The organism is Acidiphilium multivorum AIU301 (assembly GCF_000202835.1).
Classification (GTDB): domain Bacteria; phylum Pseudomonadota; class Alphaproteobacteria; order Acetobacterales; family Acetobacteraceae; genus Acidiphilium; species Acidiphilium multivorum.
The window spans coordinates 2,661,169-2,676,612 of the sequence record NC_015186.1 but is presented as its reverse complement, the minus strand read 5'-3'; the positions used below and the strand labels follow the sequence as shown (position 1 = coordinate 2,676,612).

Annotated in this window: 16 protein-coding genes and 1 pseudogene; 13 read left to right on the top strand and 4 right to left on the bottom strand. The window is 67.2% G+C overall.

The features are described 5' to 3' along the window. Positions 1–12: 12 nt before the first annotated feature. Complete coding sequence (locus ACMV_RS12070; protein WP_007423180.1) at positions 13–1,425, bottom strand: NAD(P)H-dependent flavin oxidoreductase; 1,413 nt, start codon at positions 1,423–1,425, stop codon at positions 13–15. A 264-nt stretch (positions 1,426–1,689) separates the two neighbouring features. Beyond that, entirely contained in the window at positions 1,690–2,430 is a 741-nt protein-coding gene (gene queC, locus ACMV_RS12065) for a 7-cyano-7-deazaguanine synthase QueC (RefSeq protein WP_007423181.1), read from the bottom strand. A 99-nt stretch (positions 2,431–2,529) separates the two neighbouring features. Between queC and ACMV_RS12060 the strand changes: the two genes are divergently transcribed. The 13 genes and pseudogenes from ACMV_RS12060 to ACMV_RS12005 form a co-directional block, all read left to right on the top strand. Then, positions 2,530–3,297 (top strand): HesA/MoeB/ThiF family protein, encoded by a 768-nt coding sequence (locus tag ACMV_RS12060; RefSeq protein ID WP_007423182.1) that lies wholly within the window; start codon positions 2,530–2,532, stop codon positions 3,295–3,297. After that, a complete protein-coding gene (locus ACMV_RS12055; RefSeq protein ID WP_012039854.1) occupies positions 3,284–3,817 on the top strand; it encodes an SH3 domain-containing protein in 534 nt (177 codons plus the stop codon). The genes ACMV_RS12060 and ACMV_RS12055 overlap by 14 nt, the downstream gene beginning before the upstream one ends. A 115-nt stretch (positions 3,818–3,932) precedes the next feature. Next, a complete protein-coding gene (locus ACMV_RS12050) occupies positions 3,933–4,460 on the top strand; it encodes a GcrA family cell cycle regulator (RefSeq protein WP_013640578.1) in 528 nt (175 codons plus the stop codon). A 185-nt stretch (positions 4,461–4,645) separates the two neighbouring features. Next, the gene (locus ACMV_RS12045; protein ID WP_007421649.1) at positions 4,646–5,359 is read left to right on the top strand and encodes a class I SAM-dependent methyltransferase; all 714 of its coding nucleotides are present in this window, start codon (positions 4,646–4,648) and stop codon (positions 5,357–5,359) included. A gap of 162 nt (positions 5,360–5,521) precedes the next feature. Beyond that, positions 5,522–6,472: a cytochrome c oxidase subunit II gene (gene coxB, locus ACMV_RS12040; RefSeq protein WP_013640577.1), complete on the top strand. Its 951-nt coding sequence runs from the start codon at positions 5,522–5,524 to the stop codon at positions 6,470–6,472. Positions 6,473–6,505: 33 nt separating this feature from the next. Further along, positions 6,506–8,104: a cytochrome c oxidase subunit I gene (gene ctaD, locus ACMV_RS12035; RefSeq protein ID WP_007421647.1), complete on the top strand. Its 1,599-nt coding sequence runs from the start codon at positions 6,506–6,508 to the stop codon at positions 8,102–8,104. A gap of 119 nt (positions 8,105–8,223) precedes the next feature. After that, positions 8,224–9,177, top strand: a complete 954-nt coding sequence (locus ACMV_RS12030; protein ID WP_007421646.1) for a heme o synthase — start codon at positions 8,224–8,226, stop codon at positions 9,175–9,177. After that, the gene (locus tag ACMV_RS21210) at positions 9,174–9,347 is read left to right on the top strand and encodes a hypothetical protein (RefSeq protein ID WP_013640576.1); all 174 of its coding nucleotides are present in this window, start codon (positions 9,174–9,176) and stop codon (positions 9,345–9,347) included. Before ACMV_RS12030 ends, ACMV_RS21210 begins: the two co-directional genes overlap by 4 nt. Positions 9,348–9,395: 48 nt before the next feature. Beyond that, positions 9,396–10,247 (top strand): cytochrome c oxidase subunit 3, encoded by an 852-nt coding sequence (locus ACMV_RS12025; protein ID WP_007421645.1) that lies wholly within the window; start codon positions 9,396–9,398, stop codon positions 10,245–10,247. Between the two features lie 4 nt (positions 10,248–10,251). Further along, positions 10,252–10,968 (top strand): SURF1 family protein, encoded by a 717-nt coding sequence (locus tag ACMV_RS12020; protein WP_013640575.1) that lies wholly within the window; start codon positions 10,252–10,254, stop codon positions 10,966–10,968. Further along, positions 10,965–12,104, top strand: a complete 1,140-nt coding sequence (locus ACMV_RS12015) for a gluzincin family metallopeptidase (RefSeq protein WP_013640574.1) — start codon at positions 10,965–10,967, stop codon at positions 12,102–12,104. The genes ACMV_RS12020 and ACMV_RS12015 overlap by 4 nt, the downstream gene beginning before the upstream one ends. Positions 12,105–12,137: 33 nt before the next feature. Further along, a complete protein-coding gene (locus tag ACMV_RS12010) occupies positions 12,138–13,178 on the top strand; it encodes an IS110 family RNA-guided transposase (protein ID WP_011930570.1) in 1,041 nt (346 codons plus the stop codon). A gap of 260 nt (positions 13,179–13,438) precedes the next feature. Beyond that, positions 13,439–13,852 (top strand): annotated as a pseudogene (locus ACMV_RS12005) (carboxypeptidase M32); the annotation flags it as partial. 21 nt (positions 13,853–13,873) lie between these two features. On the opposite strand, the gene ACMV_RS12000 reads toward ACMV_RS12005, so the two are convergent. Next, complete coding sequence (locus ACMV_RS12000; protein ID WP_013640572.1) at positions 13,874–14,773, bottom strand: GntR family transcriptional regulator; 900 nt, start codon at positions 14,771–14,773, stop codon at positions 13,874–13,876. Between the two features lie 72 nt (positions 14,774–14,845). Further along, on the bottom strand, positions 14,846–15,391 hold the full coding sequence (locus ACMV_RS11995) for an SRPBCC family protein (protein ID WP_012039848.1): 546 nt from the start codon (positions 15,389–15,391) through the stop codon (positions 14,846–14,848). Positions 15,392–15,444: the final 53 nt, after the last annotated feature.

The following is a 15,444-nucleotide window of genomic DNA, read 5'->3' as shown; positions in this document are numbered from 1 at the left end:
GATCTGACGCGGTCAGCGGCCGGTGAGGATCCGTTCGATGAGCTGCTTCACCGTCGGGATGAAGCCGTTGGAATAGAACGGATCGGTCGCGAAGCGGTAGCCGTTGTGGCCGCTGAACATCAGGTTGTGGTCGACCGAATCGGGGTCGTTATGGGTGTGGGCGATGTCCTGCAGGGTCTTCTGGATGCAGAAGCTGCGCGGGTCGGCCTTCTTGCCGGTGGAGAAATCGGGCTCTTCCTGCGACCAGTTGGAGAAGCGGCACTGCGAGAGGCAGCCCATGCAGTTCACCTGGTCGAGCCGGATTTCCTCGGCGGTTTCGGGGGTTTCGAAGACGAGGGTGGAATCCGGGGTGCGCATCGCCTCGGTGAAGCCCTCGCGCTCCCAGGCGTGGACGTCCTTGAGGTCGGCCGGGGTGAGCCAGACCGGGCGCTTGCGCGGGCCGACGCCGTATTCCTCGGTATGCTCGCCGACCGGCTCGGTGGTGTAGGCGACCTGCCGCTCGTTGCGGGCGCGCAGGCCCTGGATGAAGCCGTTGTTCACCGCGCTGGAATAGAAGCCGGTGGGCGAGAAGCGGTTGAGGAAGACGTCGCCCTGCTTGAGGGTGAGGAGCTTCTGCTTCCAGACGTCGCTGATCGGGCTTTCCCTGGTCAGCAGCGGGCGGGTGCCGAACTGGAAGGCGACGGGGCCGAGATCCGGATTGTCGATCCAGTCCTCCCATTCCTCGAGCCACCAGACGCCGCCGGCCATGATGATCGGCGTCTCGCCGAGGCCGAACTCGCGCATCTGCCGGCGCAGCGCGATGACGCGGGGCAGCGGGCTTTCGGGCCTGGTCGGGTCTTCGGAGTTGGACAGGCCGTTATGGCCGCCGGCGAGCCAGGGGTCTTCGTAGACGACGCCGCCGAGCAGTTCCTGCGCCTTGTGGTAGGCGCGGCGCCAGAGCGCGTTGAAGGCGCGGGCGGAGGAGACGATCGGGTAGTAGTGGATGTTGAATTTCGAGGCGATTTCCGAGAGCCGGTAGGGCATGCCGGCGCCGCAGGTGATGCCGTTCACGAGGCCTTTCGCGCCTTCGAGGATGCCGGTGATGACGCGCTCGGCGCCGCCCATCTCCCAGAGGATGTTGGCGTGGATGCGCCCCTGGCCGCCCGATTCCTCGTGCGCGCGCCGGGCCTGGGCGATGCCGCCCTCGATCGCGAAGGCCACGAGCTCCTCGTGGCGGGCGCGCCGCGTGGTGCCGTGATAGACCTGCGGGACCGGACGGCCGGAGTCGTCGTAGCTGTCGGCATTGACGGCGCTGAACGTGCCGACGCCGCCCGAGGCGGCCCAGCTTCCGGCCGAAAGTCCGTTGGAGACCGCCACACCCTTGCCGCCTTCGACCAGCGGGAGAACATCGACGCCGCCCATCCTGATCGCGTTGATCGTCTTCATCGTCTCGATAACCTGTTCATCGCCTGCGCGATGCCATCCTGAGTTTCACTGCCGCCCGCCGTCCATCGTCGCGCGCCGCCCCGTGCCGGGCCGGCCGTGGGCGAGGATCGGGTGTCGGGCGGGGGTGCCGCCGAAACGCCGATCCGGCTTGCTGGGCCGGCTTGCGGTGCCGCATCGCGAACGCCTGCACCGTCCGGATACGAATTCATATCATCATTCGGATGCACGAGAAACCGCCGCGTGAGACGCCGATACACGAAACCGTCATGCACCGTCCACAAAATCCGCACGCGCCGCGCGCCAGCGCTGCCAGCCCGCCGCGCGCAGCTCGCAGGCCGGGCAGGTGCCGCAGCCATAGCCCCAGTCGTGCAGCGTGGCGCGCTCGCCGCGATAGCAGCTGTGGCTGCCGGTCCGCAGCGCCTCGACCAGCGCAGCGCCGCCGAGTTCGGCGGCGAGCTCCCAGGTGGCGGCCTTGTCGCGATACATCAGCGGCGTCTCGACCGTGACGGCGCGGTCGAGGCCGAGCGAGAGGGCGAGCTGCATGGCCTGCATCGTCGTGTTCCGGCAGTCGGGGTAGCCGGAATAGTCGGTCTCGCACATGCCGCCGACCAGGGTGCCGATGCCGCGGCGATAGGCGAGGGCGGCGGCATAGGTGAGGAAGAGCAGGTTGCGGCCGGGGACGAAGGTGTTGGGCAGGCCGGCCTCGGTGGTCTCGATCTCGATCTCGGCGGTCATCGCGGTGGCGCCGAGGGTGGCCAGCGCGGCGCTGATGTCGAGCATCGTGTCGGCGCCGAGAGTGGCGCGCCAGGGGCGCAGGCCGGCGATGGCGGCGCGCAGCGGGGCGCGGCACTCCAGCTCGACCGCGTGGCGCTGGCCGTAGAAGAAGCCGATCGTCTCGACCCGGTCGTAGCGGTCGAGCGCCCAGGCGAGGCAGGTGCCGCTGTCCTGGCCGCCGGAAAAGAGGACGAGGGCCGCGCCGGATGCGGCGGGAGGGGAGGTGGTCATGGCCGGAACATGCCGGGCCGGCCGGCCGCGATCAAGCGCGATCGGGGGCGTAGATCCGCGCCCTTGCGGCGGGGCGGCGCGGATGCGATTCTATGCGGCATGGATCTCGACTTCACCGAAACCGAAATCGCCCGGTATTCGCGCCACATCCTGCTGCGCGAGGTGGGCGGCACCGGGCAGGCGCGGCTGCGCGCGGCCTCGGTGCTGATCGTCGGCGCGGGCGGGCTCGGCTCGCCGGCGGCACTTTATCTCGCGGCCGCCGGCGTCGGGCGGATTTCCATCGTCGATGACGACGTGCTGGAACTCTCCAACCTGCAGCGGCAGATCGCGCACGGGGTGGCGTTTCTCGGCGCGCCGAAGGTGGAGAGCGCGGCGGCGGCGATGCGCGGGCTGAACCCGGAGGTGAGCGTCAACCCGGTCCGCGCCCGGCTGGACGCGGGGAATGTCGGCGCACTGGTCGCCGCGCACGACATCGTGCTCGACGGGACCGACAATTTCGCGACCCGCTTCCTCGTCGCCGATGCCTGTGTCGCGGCGCGGCGGACGCTGGTTTCGGCGGCGGTGCTGCGCTTCGAGGGGCAGCTTTCCACCTTCAAGCCGCATGCGGGGCCGGATTGCCCCTGCTATCGGTGCCTCTATCCCGAGGCGCCGCCGGCGGGCATGGTGCCGACCTGTTCGGAGGCCGGGGTGCTCGGCCCGGTGACGGGGGTGATGGGCACGTTGCAGGCGACGGAGGCGATGAAGGAGATTCTCGGCATCGGCACCTCGCTGGCCGGGCGGCTGCTGCTGTGGGACGCGCTGGATGCGCGGTTCCGCACGATCACGATCCCCCGCGTGCCGGACTGTGCCGCCTGTGCGGGCGTCTAGCCGCCTCGCCCGGCTCGGGCTGGTCGTCGTGGCGCTGGCGCTCGGCGCGTGGCACGCGCCGAAGGTCGGGCCGGGACCGGGGCCGGGCAAGGGGTCGGCCACCGGCTGGCCGGTGCCGCGCTTCGAGAGTTTCCGCTCCAGGGAAATCTACATGCGGGCGGGGCCGGGCTTCCAGTATCCGATCATCTGGGTCTATCACCGGCTCGACCTGCCGGTGGAGGTGACCGGGGAATTCAATGTCTGGCGCCACGTCGTCGCGCCGGATGGCGGCGACGGATGGGTGCACGAGGCGCTGCTGCACGGCCTGCGCAGCTTCATCGTCATCGGCGGCCGGCACACGCTGCGCGCGGGGCCGCACAAGGATGCGGCGCCGGTCGCCTATCTCGACAAGGGCGTGATCGGCGTGATCCGGCGCTGCAAGGCGGGGGCGGCGTGGTGCCAGGTGGAGGTCGATCACCGCGCGGGGTGGCTCCGGCGCGACCAGTTCTGGGGCTCGTTCGCCGGCGAGGCGATAAAATAGCCCTTCGACGTGGGTTTTCCACAGAAAACTGCAAGGCAGAACTCAACTAGATGTTGAGTGAGGCCGGTCGCTCGGCTACAGAATGTTGTAGCACATGAGAGGGACAGGACAGGCCATGGAATGGACCGACGAGATCATTGCCCGCCTCCGCCAGCTCTGGGACGAAGGGCTTTCGACCGCCGAAATCGGGCGACGGCTGAATATTTCCAAGAATTCGGTGGTCGGCAAGGCGCACCGGCTTGATCTGCCGGCCCGTCCCTCGCCGATCCGGCGCGACATCAGTGGCGCGCGGCCGTCGCGCCCCGCGCCGGCGCGGGTGACCGGGCCGACCCTGCCTTCGCTGGCGATCGCGGCGGAGCCGGTTCCGGTGATGCCGCACGTGACGGCGGCGCCGGCGGGCGGCGCATCGACGGTTGCGGCGGTGCGGACGGCGCCGCCGCGCCCGACCCTGGTGGCATCGCGTCCGGCGGCGGCGCCGCGGGCGGTGGCCCGGGTGCCGGCCTGCTGCTGGCCGATCGGCGAGCCCGGAACGCCGAGCTTCCGGTTCTGCGGCGATCCCGCGATGAACGGCAAGCCCTACTGCCAGCCGCATGCCGAGATCGCCTATGTGCGGGTGCGCGACCGCCGCGAGGACGTCGCCTGAGGTGTTTTGCCGCCGGAGATGAATTCCGGGCTTGCATGTCCGGCCCGCTTCACGCAGTGTTTGTCCTGCCCGCGCCGCGGGCATGAGGCACGCGCCTTCGGTCTGCTGTCTTGCGCCCCTGGCGGGCGTGCTGCGCTGCCGATCGTCGGTCGCAAGTGACGGGTCGACAGGAGCAGCGTCCGAAAATGAGCGAAGCCTACAAGAGCGCCCCCAACACCGGCGAGGCCGAGAGGCTGGCCAGGCGCGCTTCCGCGCTCGACGCCGATGCGGTGCGGGCTGCGTATCGGCGTTGGGCCGGGATCTACGACGGCGTGTTCGGCGCGGTTTCGGCGCCGGCCCGCCGCGCCGCGGTGGACGCGGTGAACAGGGCGCCGGGCACCGAGGTGCTGGAGGTGGGCGTGGGCACGGGCCTCGCGCTGCCGCACTACCGGCCGGAGAAGCGGATCACCGGCATCGACCTCTCGACCGACATGCTGGACCGCGCGCGGGCGCGGGTGAAGCGCGAAGGGCTGCGGAATGTCGAACAGCTGCTGGAACTCGACGCCGAGGCGACCGGGTTCGAGGACGGGCGGTTCGACATCGCGGTGGCGATGTTCGTCGCCTCCGTGGTGCCGAATCCGCGCCGCCTGGCGGCGGAACTCCGCCGTGTGGTCCGGCCGGGCGGGCTGATCCTGTTCGTCAACCATTTCGCCGCCGAGTCGGGCCCGATGGTGTGGATCGAGCGGGCGCTGGCGCCGGCCTCGCGGGCGCTGGGCTGGCACCCCGATTTCGCGATCGAGCGGCTGATACCCGCCGACCAGCGGGGGCGGCTGAGTGTGGCGCGGATGCGACCCTTCGGGCTTTTCAGGCTGATTTCGTTCCCCAATCCGCGGGGCGAGGGGAACCAGCCCGCTTTGTGACATCAGGTCTCTTGATCGAGGGGTGGGCCTGTTATATCCAGTTTGTTGAATGCGCGTGAAAGGGGCGTAATCGGCCCCGGCTGCGCTGTGACGTATTTTTATTTCAACTGACTTCGACGGCCGCGCCGAACGCGGTCCGAGTACACGGAACTGGCGGAGCTGATGAAACGATCCAACAAATATCTGTTCCTGGGCCTGGTCGGCTTCGCGGTTCTCGCCGCGGGCGCGCCGATGGCGCTTGCCGCCGCGAAGAATGCCGTCGGGTTTCCGGTGCATGCGCCGACGCCGTGGGAATGGTGGTTCCAGCCCGCCGCCAGCCCGATCCAGAAGAGCATCGACTGGCTCATGCAGTTCGTGCTCTGGATCATGGCGGGCGTGGTCGGGCTGGTGGGCCTGCTGCTGGCCATCGTGATCATCCGCTTCCGCGCCTCGAAGCACCCGGTGGCGACGACCACGACGCACAACACGCTGATCGAGGTGATCTGGACGGTGGTGCCGGCGTTGCTGCTGGTCGTGATCTTCGTGCCGTCGCTGAACCTGATCTACGAACAGTCGAACTACACGCACCGCTACATGACCGTGAAGGTCACCGGGCACCAGTGGTATTGGGAATACGACTATCCCGCCGCCAAGGGGGTCGATTTCACCTCGTACCCGATCCCCGACAACCAGATCAAACCCGGGCAGATCGCGCGGCTTTCGGCGGATCACCCGCTGGTGCTGCCGGCGAACGAGAAGATCGTCTTCAAGATCACCAGCGCCGACGTGCTGCACTCGTTCTTCATTCCCTCGCTCGGCGTGCAGCGCTACGCCATTCCCGGCCAGTACTGGCACCAGTGGACCAAGATCGACGCGCCGGGCATCTATTACGGCGAGTGCAACCAGATCTGCGGCATGAACCACGACAACATGCCGATCGAGATCGTCGCGCTTCCGCTGAAGCAGTTCAAGGCGTGGCTGGCCGAGGCGAAGGCCGACGCCGCGCAGGGCAATGTGCCGCCCGTGCGCAAATACGAGGTGCTGGCCATGGCCGATGCGGCGAAGAGGGCCGCATCGCGCGCGCAGGGGCACATCGCCCTGGCCAGCGCAACCACCGATGAAACGACGCGTTAATCTGTAGTCGGCGATCATCAGGAGCATATGACAATGTCCGCGACCGCACTGCACGATGCCCATGGCGAACATGCCCACCACCAGCCGGGATTCTTCCGGCGCTGGGTGATGAGCACGAACCACAAGGATATCGGCACGCTCTACATCACCTGGGCGATCATCGCCGCGATCGAGGGCGGCGTGCTCTCGATGATCATGCGCGCGCAGCTGGCCCATCCGAACAACACGATCATCACCTCGGGCCAGACCTGGAACGCGATCGTGACCGCGCACGGCCTGCTGATGATCTTCTTCTTCGTCATGCCCGCGCTGATCGGCGGTTTCGGCAACTGGATGGTGCCGATGATGATCGGCGCGCCGGACATGGCGTTCCCGCGCCTGAACAACATGAGCTTCTGGTTCCTGTTCATGGCGTTCATCTTCGTCAACCTGGGCCTGCTGGTCGGCGCCGGCTCCGGCGTGGGCTGGACGCTGTATCCGCCGCTGTCGGACATCACCTACCAGCCCGGGGTGGCCGTCGACTTCACGCTGTTCTCGCTGCATCTGGCCGGCATTTCCTCGCTGCTCGGCGCGATCAACTTCATCGCGACGATCCTGAACATGCGCGCGCCCGGCATGACGATGCACAAGATGCCGCTGTTCGTGTGGTCGATCCTGGTGACGGCGTTCCTGCTGCTGCTGGCCATTCCGGTGCTGGCCGGCGCGATCACCATGCTCATCATGGACCGCAATTTCGGCACCTCGTTCTTCGAGCCGGCGGGCGGCGGCGATCCGGTGCTGTTCCAGCACCTGTTCTGGTTCTTCGGCCATCCCGAAGTGTACATCATGATCCTGCCGGCCTTCGGCGTGATCAGCCACGTGGTCTCGACCTTCTCGAAGAAGCCGATCTTCGGCTATCTCGGCATGGTCTACGCGATGGTGGCGATCGGGTTCGTCGGCTTCGTGGTCTGGGCGCACCACATGTTCGTCTCGGGCATCTCGGTGGACAGCAAGGTCTATTTCGAGGCCGCGACCCTGGTGATCGCGGTGCCGACCGGCGTGAAGGTGTTCTCGTGGATCGCCACGATGTGGGGCGGGTCGATCGAGCTGAAGACGCCGATGCTGTGGGCGATCGGGTTCATCTTCATGTTCGTGCTCGGCGGCGCCACGGGCGTGGTGCTGGCGAATGCCGGCCTCGATACCGAGCTGCACAACACTTATTTCGTGATCGCCCACTTCCATTACGTGCTGTCGATGGGCTCGGTGTTCGCGATCTTTGCCGGCTTCTACTACTGGATCGGCAAGATGTATGGCCAGCCCTATCCCGAGGGCGCGGCGAAGCTGCATTTCTGGCTGTTCTTCATCGGGGTGAACCTGACCTTCTTCCCGCAGCACTTCCTCGGCCTCGCCGGCATGCCGCGCCGCTACCCGGACTATCCGGTGGCGTTCGCGGGGTGGAACTACGTCTCCTCCGTGGGGGCGCTGATCTCCGGCATCAGCACGCTGGTGTTCTTCTACATCCTGTTCAAGATCTTCACCGGGCGGCAGCAGCTGGCCGCCAACTACTGGGGTGAGGGCGCGACGACCCTCGAGTGGACGGTTCCCTCGCCGGCGCCGCACCACACCTTCGAGGATGTTCCGGTAATCCGCTGACGCGCGGGTTGCCACTGACGAAAGCGGGCGGGTGATGGTTCTCTCCGGCGGGGAGAACCATCCTCGTTCCCGCGAGGCAAAATCCGGATGCGAATCCTCGCGCCGGCTGGATTGATGGAATGAGCGATACGATCCTGCGCACCTCTGCCACCGCTGTCCCCGATACGGCGCTGCTCGACCAGTCGCTGCTCGGCGCGACGGCCGGCGACTGGCTCGCCCTGCTCAAGCCGCGGGTGCTCTACCTCGTGGTCTATACGGGCGCGGCCGGACTGCTCGTGGCGCCCGGCGGGATCAATCCCATCCTCGGCTTTGCCGCGATCCTCTGCATCGCCATGGCCGCCGGCGCGGCGGGGGCGATCAACATGTGGTATGATCGCGACATCGATGCCGTGATGCGGCGGACCGCCGGGCGGCCGATCCCGACCGGGCGGATTTCGCCGGATGGCGCGCTGGCCTACGGCGTTGCGCTTTCCGCATTGTCGGTGCTGTTGATGTGGCTCGCCACGAACCTGCTGGCCGCCGGGCTGCTGGCCGCCTCGATCGGGTTCTACGTGTTCATCTACACGATGTGGCTGAAGCGGCGGACGCCGCAGAACATCGTGATCGGGGGCGCGGCGGGGGCGTTTCCGCCGGTCATCGGCTGGGCCGCCGCGACCGGGCATGTCGGATTGCTGCCGGTGCTGCTGTTCGCGATCATCTTCTTCTGGACGCCGCCGCATTTCTGGGCCCTGTCGCTCTTCGCGTCGGCCGATTACCAGAAGGCGGGCGTGCCGATGCTGCCGGTGGTGGCCGGCCAGAAGGCCACGCGCCTCGCGGTGATGCGCTACACGCTGTGGCTGGTGCCGCTCTCGCTGCTGCCCTACGTGCTGCACCTCGCGGGCCCGGTCTACGGCGCGAGCGCCATGGTGCTCGGCCTCGCGTTCGTCTGGTATTCCTGGCGGGTGCTGCGCGACCGGCAGGATGAAAATGGCGTCAGCCTGACGCGGGACGCGCCGGCGAAGGCGGCGTTCAAGTTCTCGATCCTGTACCTTTTCCTGATCTTCGGCGCGCTCGTTCTGGACCATCTGGTATGACCGGGGTGGAACGGGCCAGCAGCAAGGACTGGAGCCGGGAGGAGCGGGCGGAATTCATCCGCCGGCGGCGGGGGCGGAACTGGGCGCTGCTCGCGGCGCTCGTGGCGCTCTGCGGCCTCATCTACGCGATTGCCGTCGTCAAGCTTTATCATGCCGGGCATATGTGGTGAAACGAATCATGGCCTTAGCGGCCGGCTTCTATCGGGAGAGAGTGTCTTATGAGTGCTGAGAGTCATACCGCCGAAGGGCAGATCGCGGGGCACGTGCCGCACCCGTATCACCTGGTAGAGCCCAGCGTCTGGCCGCTGACGGGGGCGATGTCCGCCATCCTGATCGCGACCGGCATCATCTTCGTCGCGCATTTCAACGATTACTGGTTCCTCATTGCCGGCTTCATCGGCGCGGTCAGCACCATGTTCGTCTGGTGGCGCGACGTGGTGCGCGAAAGCCGCACGCCCGGCCTGCACAAGCTCGTCACCCAGATCGGCCTGCGCTACGGCATGGCGCTGTTCATCTCTTCCGAGGTGATGTTCTTCGTCTCCTTCTTCTGGGCCTATTTCAACTTCTTCTTCTTCCCGGCGCACCAGGGCTACATGCACCAGCCGGTCTGGCCGCCGGCGCATATCACCACGATCGACCCGTTCGCGGTGCCGCTGTTCAACACGATGGTGCTGCTGCTCTCCGGCACGACGATCACCTGGGCGCACCACGCGCTGATCGAGGGGGACCGCCGCGGGCTGATCCAGGGCCTCGGCTGCACCATCATTCTCGGCCTCGCCTTCCTCTGCGGCCAGACCTACGAATACACGCACTCGCCGTTCAACTTCTATCATGGCGGCATCTTCCCGTCGGTGTTCTTCATCGCGACCGGGTTCCATGGGTTCCACGTGATCGTCGGCACCAGCTTCCTGATCGTGAACTTCTTCCGCGCGCTGAAGAACCAGTTCACCCAGAAGCGGCATTTCGGCTTCGAGGCCGCCGCGTGGTACTGGCACTTCGTCGACGTGGTGTGGCTGTTCCTGTTCGTCTGCATTTACTACTTCGGCCGCAGCGCCATCACCGCCGCCTGACCGCATGACCGATCAGGCCTTGCCGCGCTCGCGCTGGCGGCGCCTGATCGGGATGGGGGCGATCAGCCTGTTCATGCTGGTCGCCCTGATCGCCCTTGGCGTCTGGCAGGTCCACCGGTGGCACTACAAGGACCGGATCCAGCGCGAGATTCATGCCGCCCAGCTACGGCCGCCGGTTCCGCTCTCCGCAAAACCCTCGCCCTATGAAAAGGTGGCGCTGACCGGGACCTGGGTTTCCGGCAAGGCGGCGTTCTATGGCGACCAGATCCGCAATTCGCCGACCGGCCCGCTGCGGGGCGGTCAACTGATCGTGCCGTTCCGCCGCGCGGACGGCGGCGTGGTGCTGGTCGATCTCGGCTGGGTGCGGGGACGGGTGCCGAAGCCGGTGCCCTTGCCCGCGGGGCCGGCGGTGGTTTCGGGCTATGTCCAGGCGCCGCAGAAATTCGGGCCGTTCGCCCCAAGCCCCGATCTGGCCCGGCTGGTTTTCTACAAGCTCGATCCGCGGGCGATCGGGGCCGCTCTCGGGTTTGCGGATGCCGCGCCGTTCACCCTGGTGATGCTGGGGCCGAAGCCGGTCGCGGGCGGGCCGATCCCGGCGCCGAGCCTGCCGACGCCGCCGAACAATTCCGAGCAATACGCGCTCACCTGGTTCGGCCTCGCCTTTGTCGTCGTGCTCGAATATATTTTTTACATCCGAAAAGTGCTGCTGGAGACCGCGTGAACGACCTGAGCATCGAAGGGGCGGTGACCCCGTATCAGCGCCTGACGTCGCGGTTCGAGCGGCTGGCGATCATTGACGAGGCCAGCGCGATGCTGGGCTGGGACCAGGCGGCGGTGATGCCGGAAGGCGGCGCCGCGGCGCGGGGCGACCAGCTGGCAACACTCGCCGGCGTCGCCCACGGGATGCTGGCGGCGCCGGAGGTCGAGGAGGATCTCGCCGCCGCCGAAATCGCGCCGCCCGCCGATCGGGTCGAGCGGCGCAATCTCGCGCTGATGCGGCGGGCGTATCGGCGGGCGACGGCGGTGCCGGCCGATCTGGTCGAGGCCGTGGCCCGCGAGAGCGCGGCCTGCGAGACGGTGTGGCGCGGCGCGCGGCGGGATGCCGATTTCGCCGCCGTCCGCCCGAGGCTGGAGGTGCTGCTCGGGCTGATCCGCGAACAGGCGGCGGCACTGGGCGCGACGCTCGGCCTCTCGCCCTACGATGCGCTGATCGATTCCTACCAGCCGGGAATCACCGCGGCCGAAATCGAGCCGGTGTTCGACCGCTACGAGGCGTTCCTGCGGGACCATCTCGCCACCGTCGAGGCGCGGCAGGCGGGGCGGATGGCTGGCCTGCCGGGCACGCCACCCTTCGCCGAGGCGGCGCAGGAGGCGCTGTGCCGCCGCCTCGCCGAGCGCGTCGGGCTCGATTTCCGGGGCGCGCGGCTGGACCGCTCGCTGCACCCGTTCTGCGGCGGCACGCCGACCGACATCCGGATCACCACGCGGTATGACGAGGCGGATTTCGCCTCCGCCCTGATGGGCGTGCTGCACGAGGCCGGGCACGGGCTGTACGAGGCCGGATTGCCGCGCGCGCGCGCGCGCCAGCCCGTCGGCGCGGCCGCCGGCATGGCGGTGCATGAAAGCCAGTCGCTGATTGTGGAATTGCAGGCGGCGCGATCCGATCCGTTCCTGCGCTGGCTCGGCCCGCAACTCGCCGCCGCCTTCGGCCAGGCGCCGGCGGATTTCGCGCCGGACCGGCTGGCGGCGCGGCTGCGGCGGGTCGAGCGGAGTTTCATCCGCGTCGAGGCGGACGAGGTGACCTACCCGGCGCATGTGATTATGGGATGGCCCGCCCCTCTCGTGGCGATCTGGTAGGATCGCCGCTGGTTTGGAGAGAGGAGCAGACCGATGGATATCATGATTCTCGGCATCGATCTTGGGAAGAACTCTTGCAGCGTGGTGGGCATGGACGCCGCCGGCCGGGTTGTTTTGAGGCGGAGACTTCGGCGGGGAACGTTGGAAAGTTTCGTTGGCGAGCTTGGGTCGTGCATTGTGGCAATGGAAGCATGTTGCGGCGCTCATCACCTCGGGCGGATTTTCGCCGCGCGGGGCCACGAGGTGCGGCTGATGTCGCCGGAATATGTCCGTCCGTACGTGAAGGCGCAGAAGAACGATGATCTCGACGCGGAGGCGATCGCAGAGGCTGCGACGCGGCCAACGATGCGTTTCGTGCCTGTGAAGAGCCAGGACCAATCTGATCTCCAGGCTTTGCACCGAGCCCGGGAGCGCCTCGTCTCGGAACGGACGGCGCTGATCAATCACTTGCGGGCGTTGCTGCTGGAGCGAGGGATCGTCGTTCCGCAAGGCCGGAGGAAACTGGAAGCCGAGCTTGAGACATTGGCCGAAGATGGCGGTTTTGCCGCGTTGAGCCCGCGCATCCGGACGTTGATCGAAGATCTTCGGGCGGAATGGCGTTCACTCGACCAGAGGATCACCGGCTTCGACGCCGAGTTCGTTCAGTTGGCTCGTGACGACGTGGCTGTGCGACGTTTGACCAAAATCCCAGGAATTGGAACGATAAACGCTACGGCGCTGGCGGCGGCGGTCGGCGAGGCGCATGCATTCAAACGTGGGCGGGACATGGCGGCGTGGCTGGGGCTCGTTCCACGGCAAATGACAACGGGTGGAAAACCGCGCCTGCTCGGCATCAGCAAACGCGGCAATCGTTATTTGCGGAAGAACTTGATCCATGGCGCACGAGCGGCGCTGCCTTATCTTGTCGAACGCGATACGCCGTTGGGCCGCTGGGCGCGGGGATTGCTCGATCGAGCGCATAAGAACGTGGTCGTAGTCGCGCTGGCCGCGAAGCTGGCTCGGATTGCATGGGCCGTTTTGGCGCACGGTTGCGATTACGACGCCCAATTCGAAGCGGCGGCTGCGGCCGCATGACGGAATCGCCCGAACAGCGCTCACAGTTGGGCGCGAAAGGGCAGTCGATGTCTGCGTGAGGTGAAAGGAAGATGGCCTGACAGTCGAACGGCGGCTTGAAAACCTGACGCAGTGAACGGCCTCCGAGGCCGGTGTGATTATGAGGATCAGGCCGCGCGGATCTCCATCTTGGCCGGGTTCGAAGCCCGAGACCGGATACGTTGAAGCAGACTGATTAGAGCCAGATGAAAATCACCCCTTGCGGACGGGGCGGGCCATACGTTCTCCGCTTCCGCCTGGAGGCGGCGATGGTGGCCGGCGACCTCGCGGTTGCCGACCTGCCGGCGGCCTGGAACGACGGGATGCGCGCGCTGCTCGGCATCGTGCCGCCGGACGACGCCAGGGGCTGCCTGCAGGACATTCACTGGTACGCGGGGCTGTTCGGCTATTTTCCGTCCTACACGCTTGGCGCGATGGCCGCGGCGCAGCTGATGCAGGCGGCGCGGCGGGCGCGGCCGGACATCGACGCCGCCCTGGCGGAGGGCGATTTTGCCCCGCTGCGGGACTGGCTGCGCGCCAATGTCCACGGCCACGGCGCGCGCTATGGGTTCAACGAACTGTTGGTCGAGGCGACCGGCAAGCCGCTCGACCCCGCTTCGTTCGAGGCGCATCTGCGGGCGCGTTACCTGGCCTGAGGCCGCCCGCCGCCGGGCGGGTCAGGCGGCGACGCGCTTGAGGCCGGCCTTGAGCGAACGGCGGGAGGTCGCGAGATGAACCGCCATGGCAAGCTCGGCCTTTTCCATCGCACCGGACCGCAGGGCGATGAGCACCGTCATGTGTTCGGCGATGGCGACGCGGGTGCGTTCGACCTCGTAGTTCCGGTCCCACTGGTAGTGGTAATGGAACAGGAAGGACACGATGTCGAAGAAATCGTAGGCGAAGCGGTTGTTCAGGAAGCCGATGATCCAGAGATGGAAATCCCGGTCCAGCGCCGCGAACTCGGTGTAGCGCCTTGCGATTGCCGCCTCGATGTCGCGGTGGCGGGCGATCATCGCATCCGCCGCCTCGGTGAGGGCGGCGCTGCCGGCGCGAGGCATGCGCGCGAGGGCGGCCATTTCGATCAGTTCGCGCATGTCGGCCACCTCGGCGGCGAAGCCGTCATGGAATTCCCGCAGGATCCAGCCGCCGCGCGGCTGCTTGGCGATGAGCCCGAAGCGGGAGAAGCCGATCAGGAATTCGCGGACGGAAACGGTGCTGGCATTGCTGTCGCGCGCCAGCTCGGCTTCGGAGAAGGTGTGCCCGGGCCGCCAGTCGCCAAGGAGTACGCGCTGCATGAAGACGCGTTCGATCTGCTCCTGCGGACCGTCGGTTTCCGACTCGGTGTAATAGTCCGCGCGTTCCGGGCGGCGCACGATCCGCAGGCCGGCCGAGCCGCGTTCCAGGATGCCGCTCCCGATCATGGTTTCGATGGCGGCGCGCACCGTGGTGCGGCTCACCCCGAACTGGCGGGCGAGCGCGCTGTCCGACCCGAGTGCGGCTGACTCCTCCGGAAGGTCCTTGATGTAGTCGAGTAGGGCGTTGCTCGTTCGTTTCAGCAACGTATTCGGCTTTGCCATCCGTTCTGCCCGGCGCTTCCTCTTGATTGTCGGGCCGGCGGTCGAACCGCCGGCCTAGTCGGTTTGCAATATTTATTGTGCGGCGAGCTTTGCCGCGTTGGCAAGCCCTGATTCGTAGATCCCGGAAATCGCCTTGATCGCGGCGGCGTTGTCCTCGCCCTTCTTCGGATGGGCGGAGAGATCGAGGCGGCGGAAATGGCCGCTCCAGACGAGGCGGGTCTCGTTCGCGCCGAGCCGGTGCACCGAAATCGTCGAGACATAGTCGCGCACCGGCAGGATCTTCATGTTGTTGGCGGTGTGCTGGATTTCATAGGTGTAGGTCATGTGCCGGGCGTCATACCGGATGAGCTGTTCGGTCAGCACCGGGCCGCCGAGGTCGAGATGGCGCACCGAGCCGGGGTGGTTGCCCTTGTCGGCCTTGCTGGTCTTGACGGCGGGAACCCAGGTCAGCTTGCCGAAATCATGCACGATCGACCACACCTTCGCGGCCGGCGCCTTGATGACGACGCTTTTCGTCACGTGCAGCACGGGGGCTTTCGCCTGGGCGGGAGCGACGGCGGCGAGCAGGGTCAGCGGCAGCGCGACGAGGACGGCGCGGCGCAAGATCGGTGCTTTCAAGTGTTCCTCCTGTTGACGGTCCGGTGAAGCCGGTCCTATGCGTTTACATGCAT

Excerpts from the sequence above, each read along its gene's own strand:
- ACMV_RS12050 (WP_013640578.1), top strand. The coding sequence starts at position 3,933 with ATGGAATGGACCGACGAGATCATTGCCCGCCTCCGCCAGCTCTGGGAC.
- ACMV_RS12020 (WP_013640575.1), top strand. The coding sequence starts at position 10,252 with ATGACCGATCAGGCCTTGCCGCGCTCGCGCTGGCGGCGCCTGATCGGG.
- ctaD (WP_007421647.1), top strand. The coding sequence starts at position 6,506 with ATGTCCGCGACCGCACTGCACGATGCCCATGGCGAACATGCCCACCAC.
- ACMV_RS12070 (WP_007423180.1), bottom strand. The coding sequence starts at position 1,425 with ATGAAGACGATCAACGCGATCAGGATGGGCGGCGTCGATGTTCTCCCG.
- ACMV_RS12025 (WP_007421645.1), top strand. The coding sequence starts at position 9,396 with ATGAGTGCTGAGAGTCATACCGCCGAAGGGCAGATCGCGGGGCACGTG.
- ACMV_RS12030 (WP_007421646.1), top strand. The coding sequence starts at position 8,224 with ATGAGCGATACGATCCTGCGCACCTCTGCCACCGCTGTCCCCGATACG.
- ACMV_RS12000 (WP_013640572.1), bottom strand. The coding sequence starts at position 14,773 with ATGGCAAAGCCGAATACGTTGCTGAAACGAACGAGCAACGCCCTACTC.
- queC (WP_007423181.1), bottom strand. The coding sequence starts at position 2,430 with ATGACCACCTCCCCTCCCGCCGCATCCGGCGCGGCCCTCGTCCTCTTT.
- ACMV_RS12010 (WP_011930570.1), top strand. The coding sequence starts at position 12,138 with ATGGATATCATGATTCTCGGCATCGATCTTGGGAAGAACTCTTGCAGC.
- ACMV_RS12045 (WP_007421649.1), top strand. The coding sequence starts at position 4,646 with ATGAGCGAAGCCTACAAGAGCGCCCCCAACACCGGCGAGGCCGAGAGG.
- coxB (WP_013640577.1), top strand. The coding sequence starts at position 5,522 with ATGAAACGATCCAACAAATATCTGTTCCTGGGCCTGGTCGGCTTCGCG.
- ACMV_RS21210 (WP_013640576.1), top strand. The coding sequence starts at position 9,174 with ATGACCGGGGTGGAACGGGCCAGCAGCAAGGACTGGAGCCGGGAGGAG.
- ACMV_RS12060 (WP_007423182.1), top strand. The coding sequence starts at position 2,530 with ATGGATCTCGACTTCACCGAAACCGAAATCGCCCGGTATTCGCGCCAC.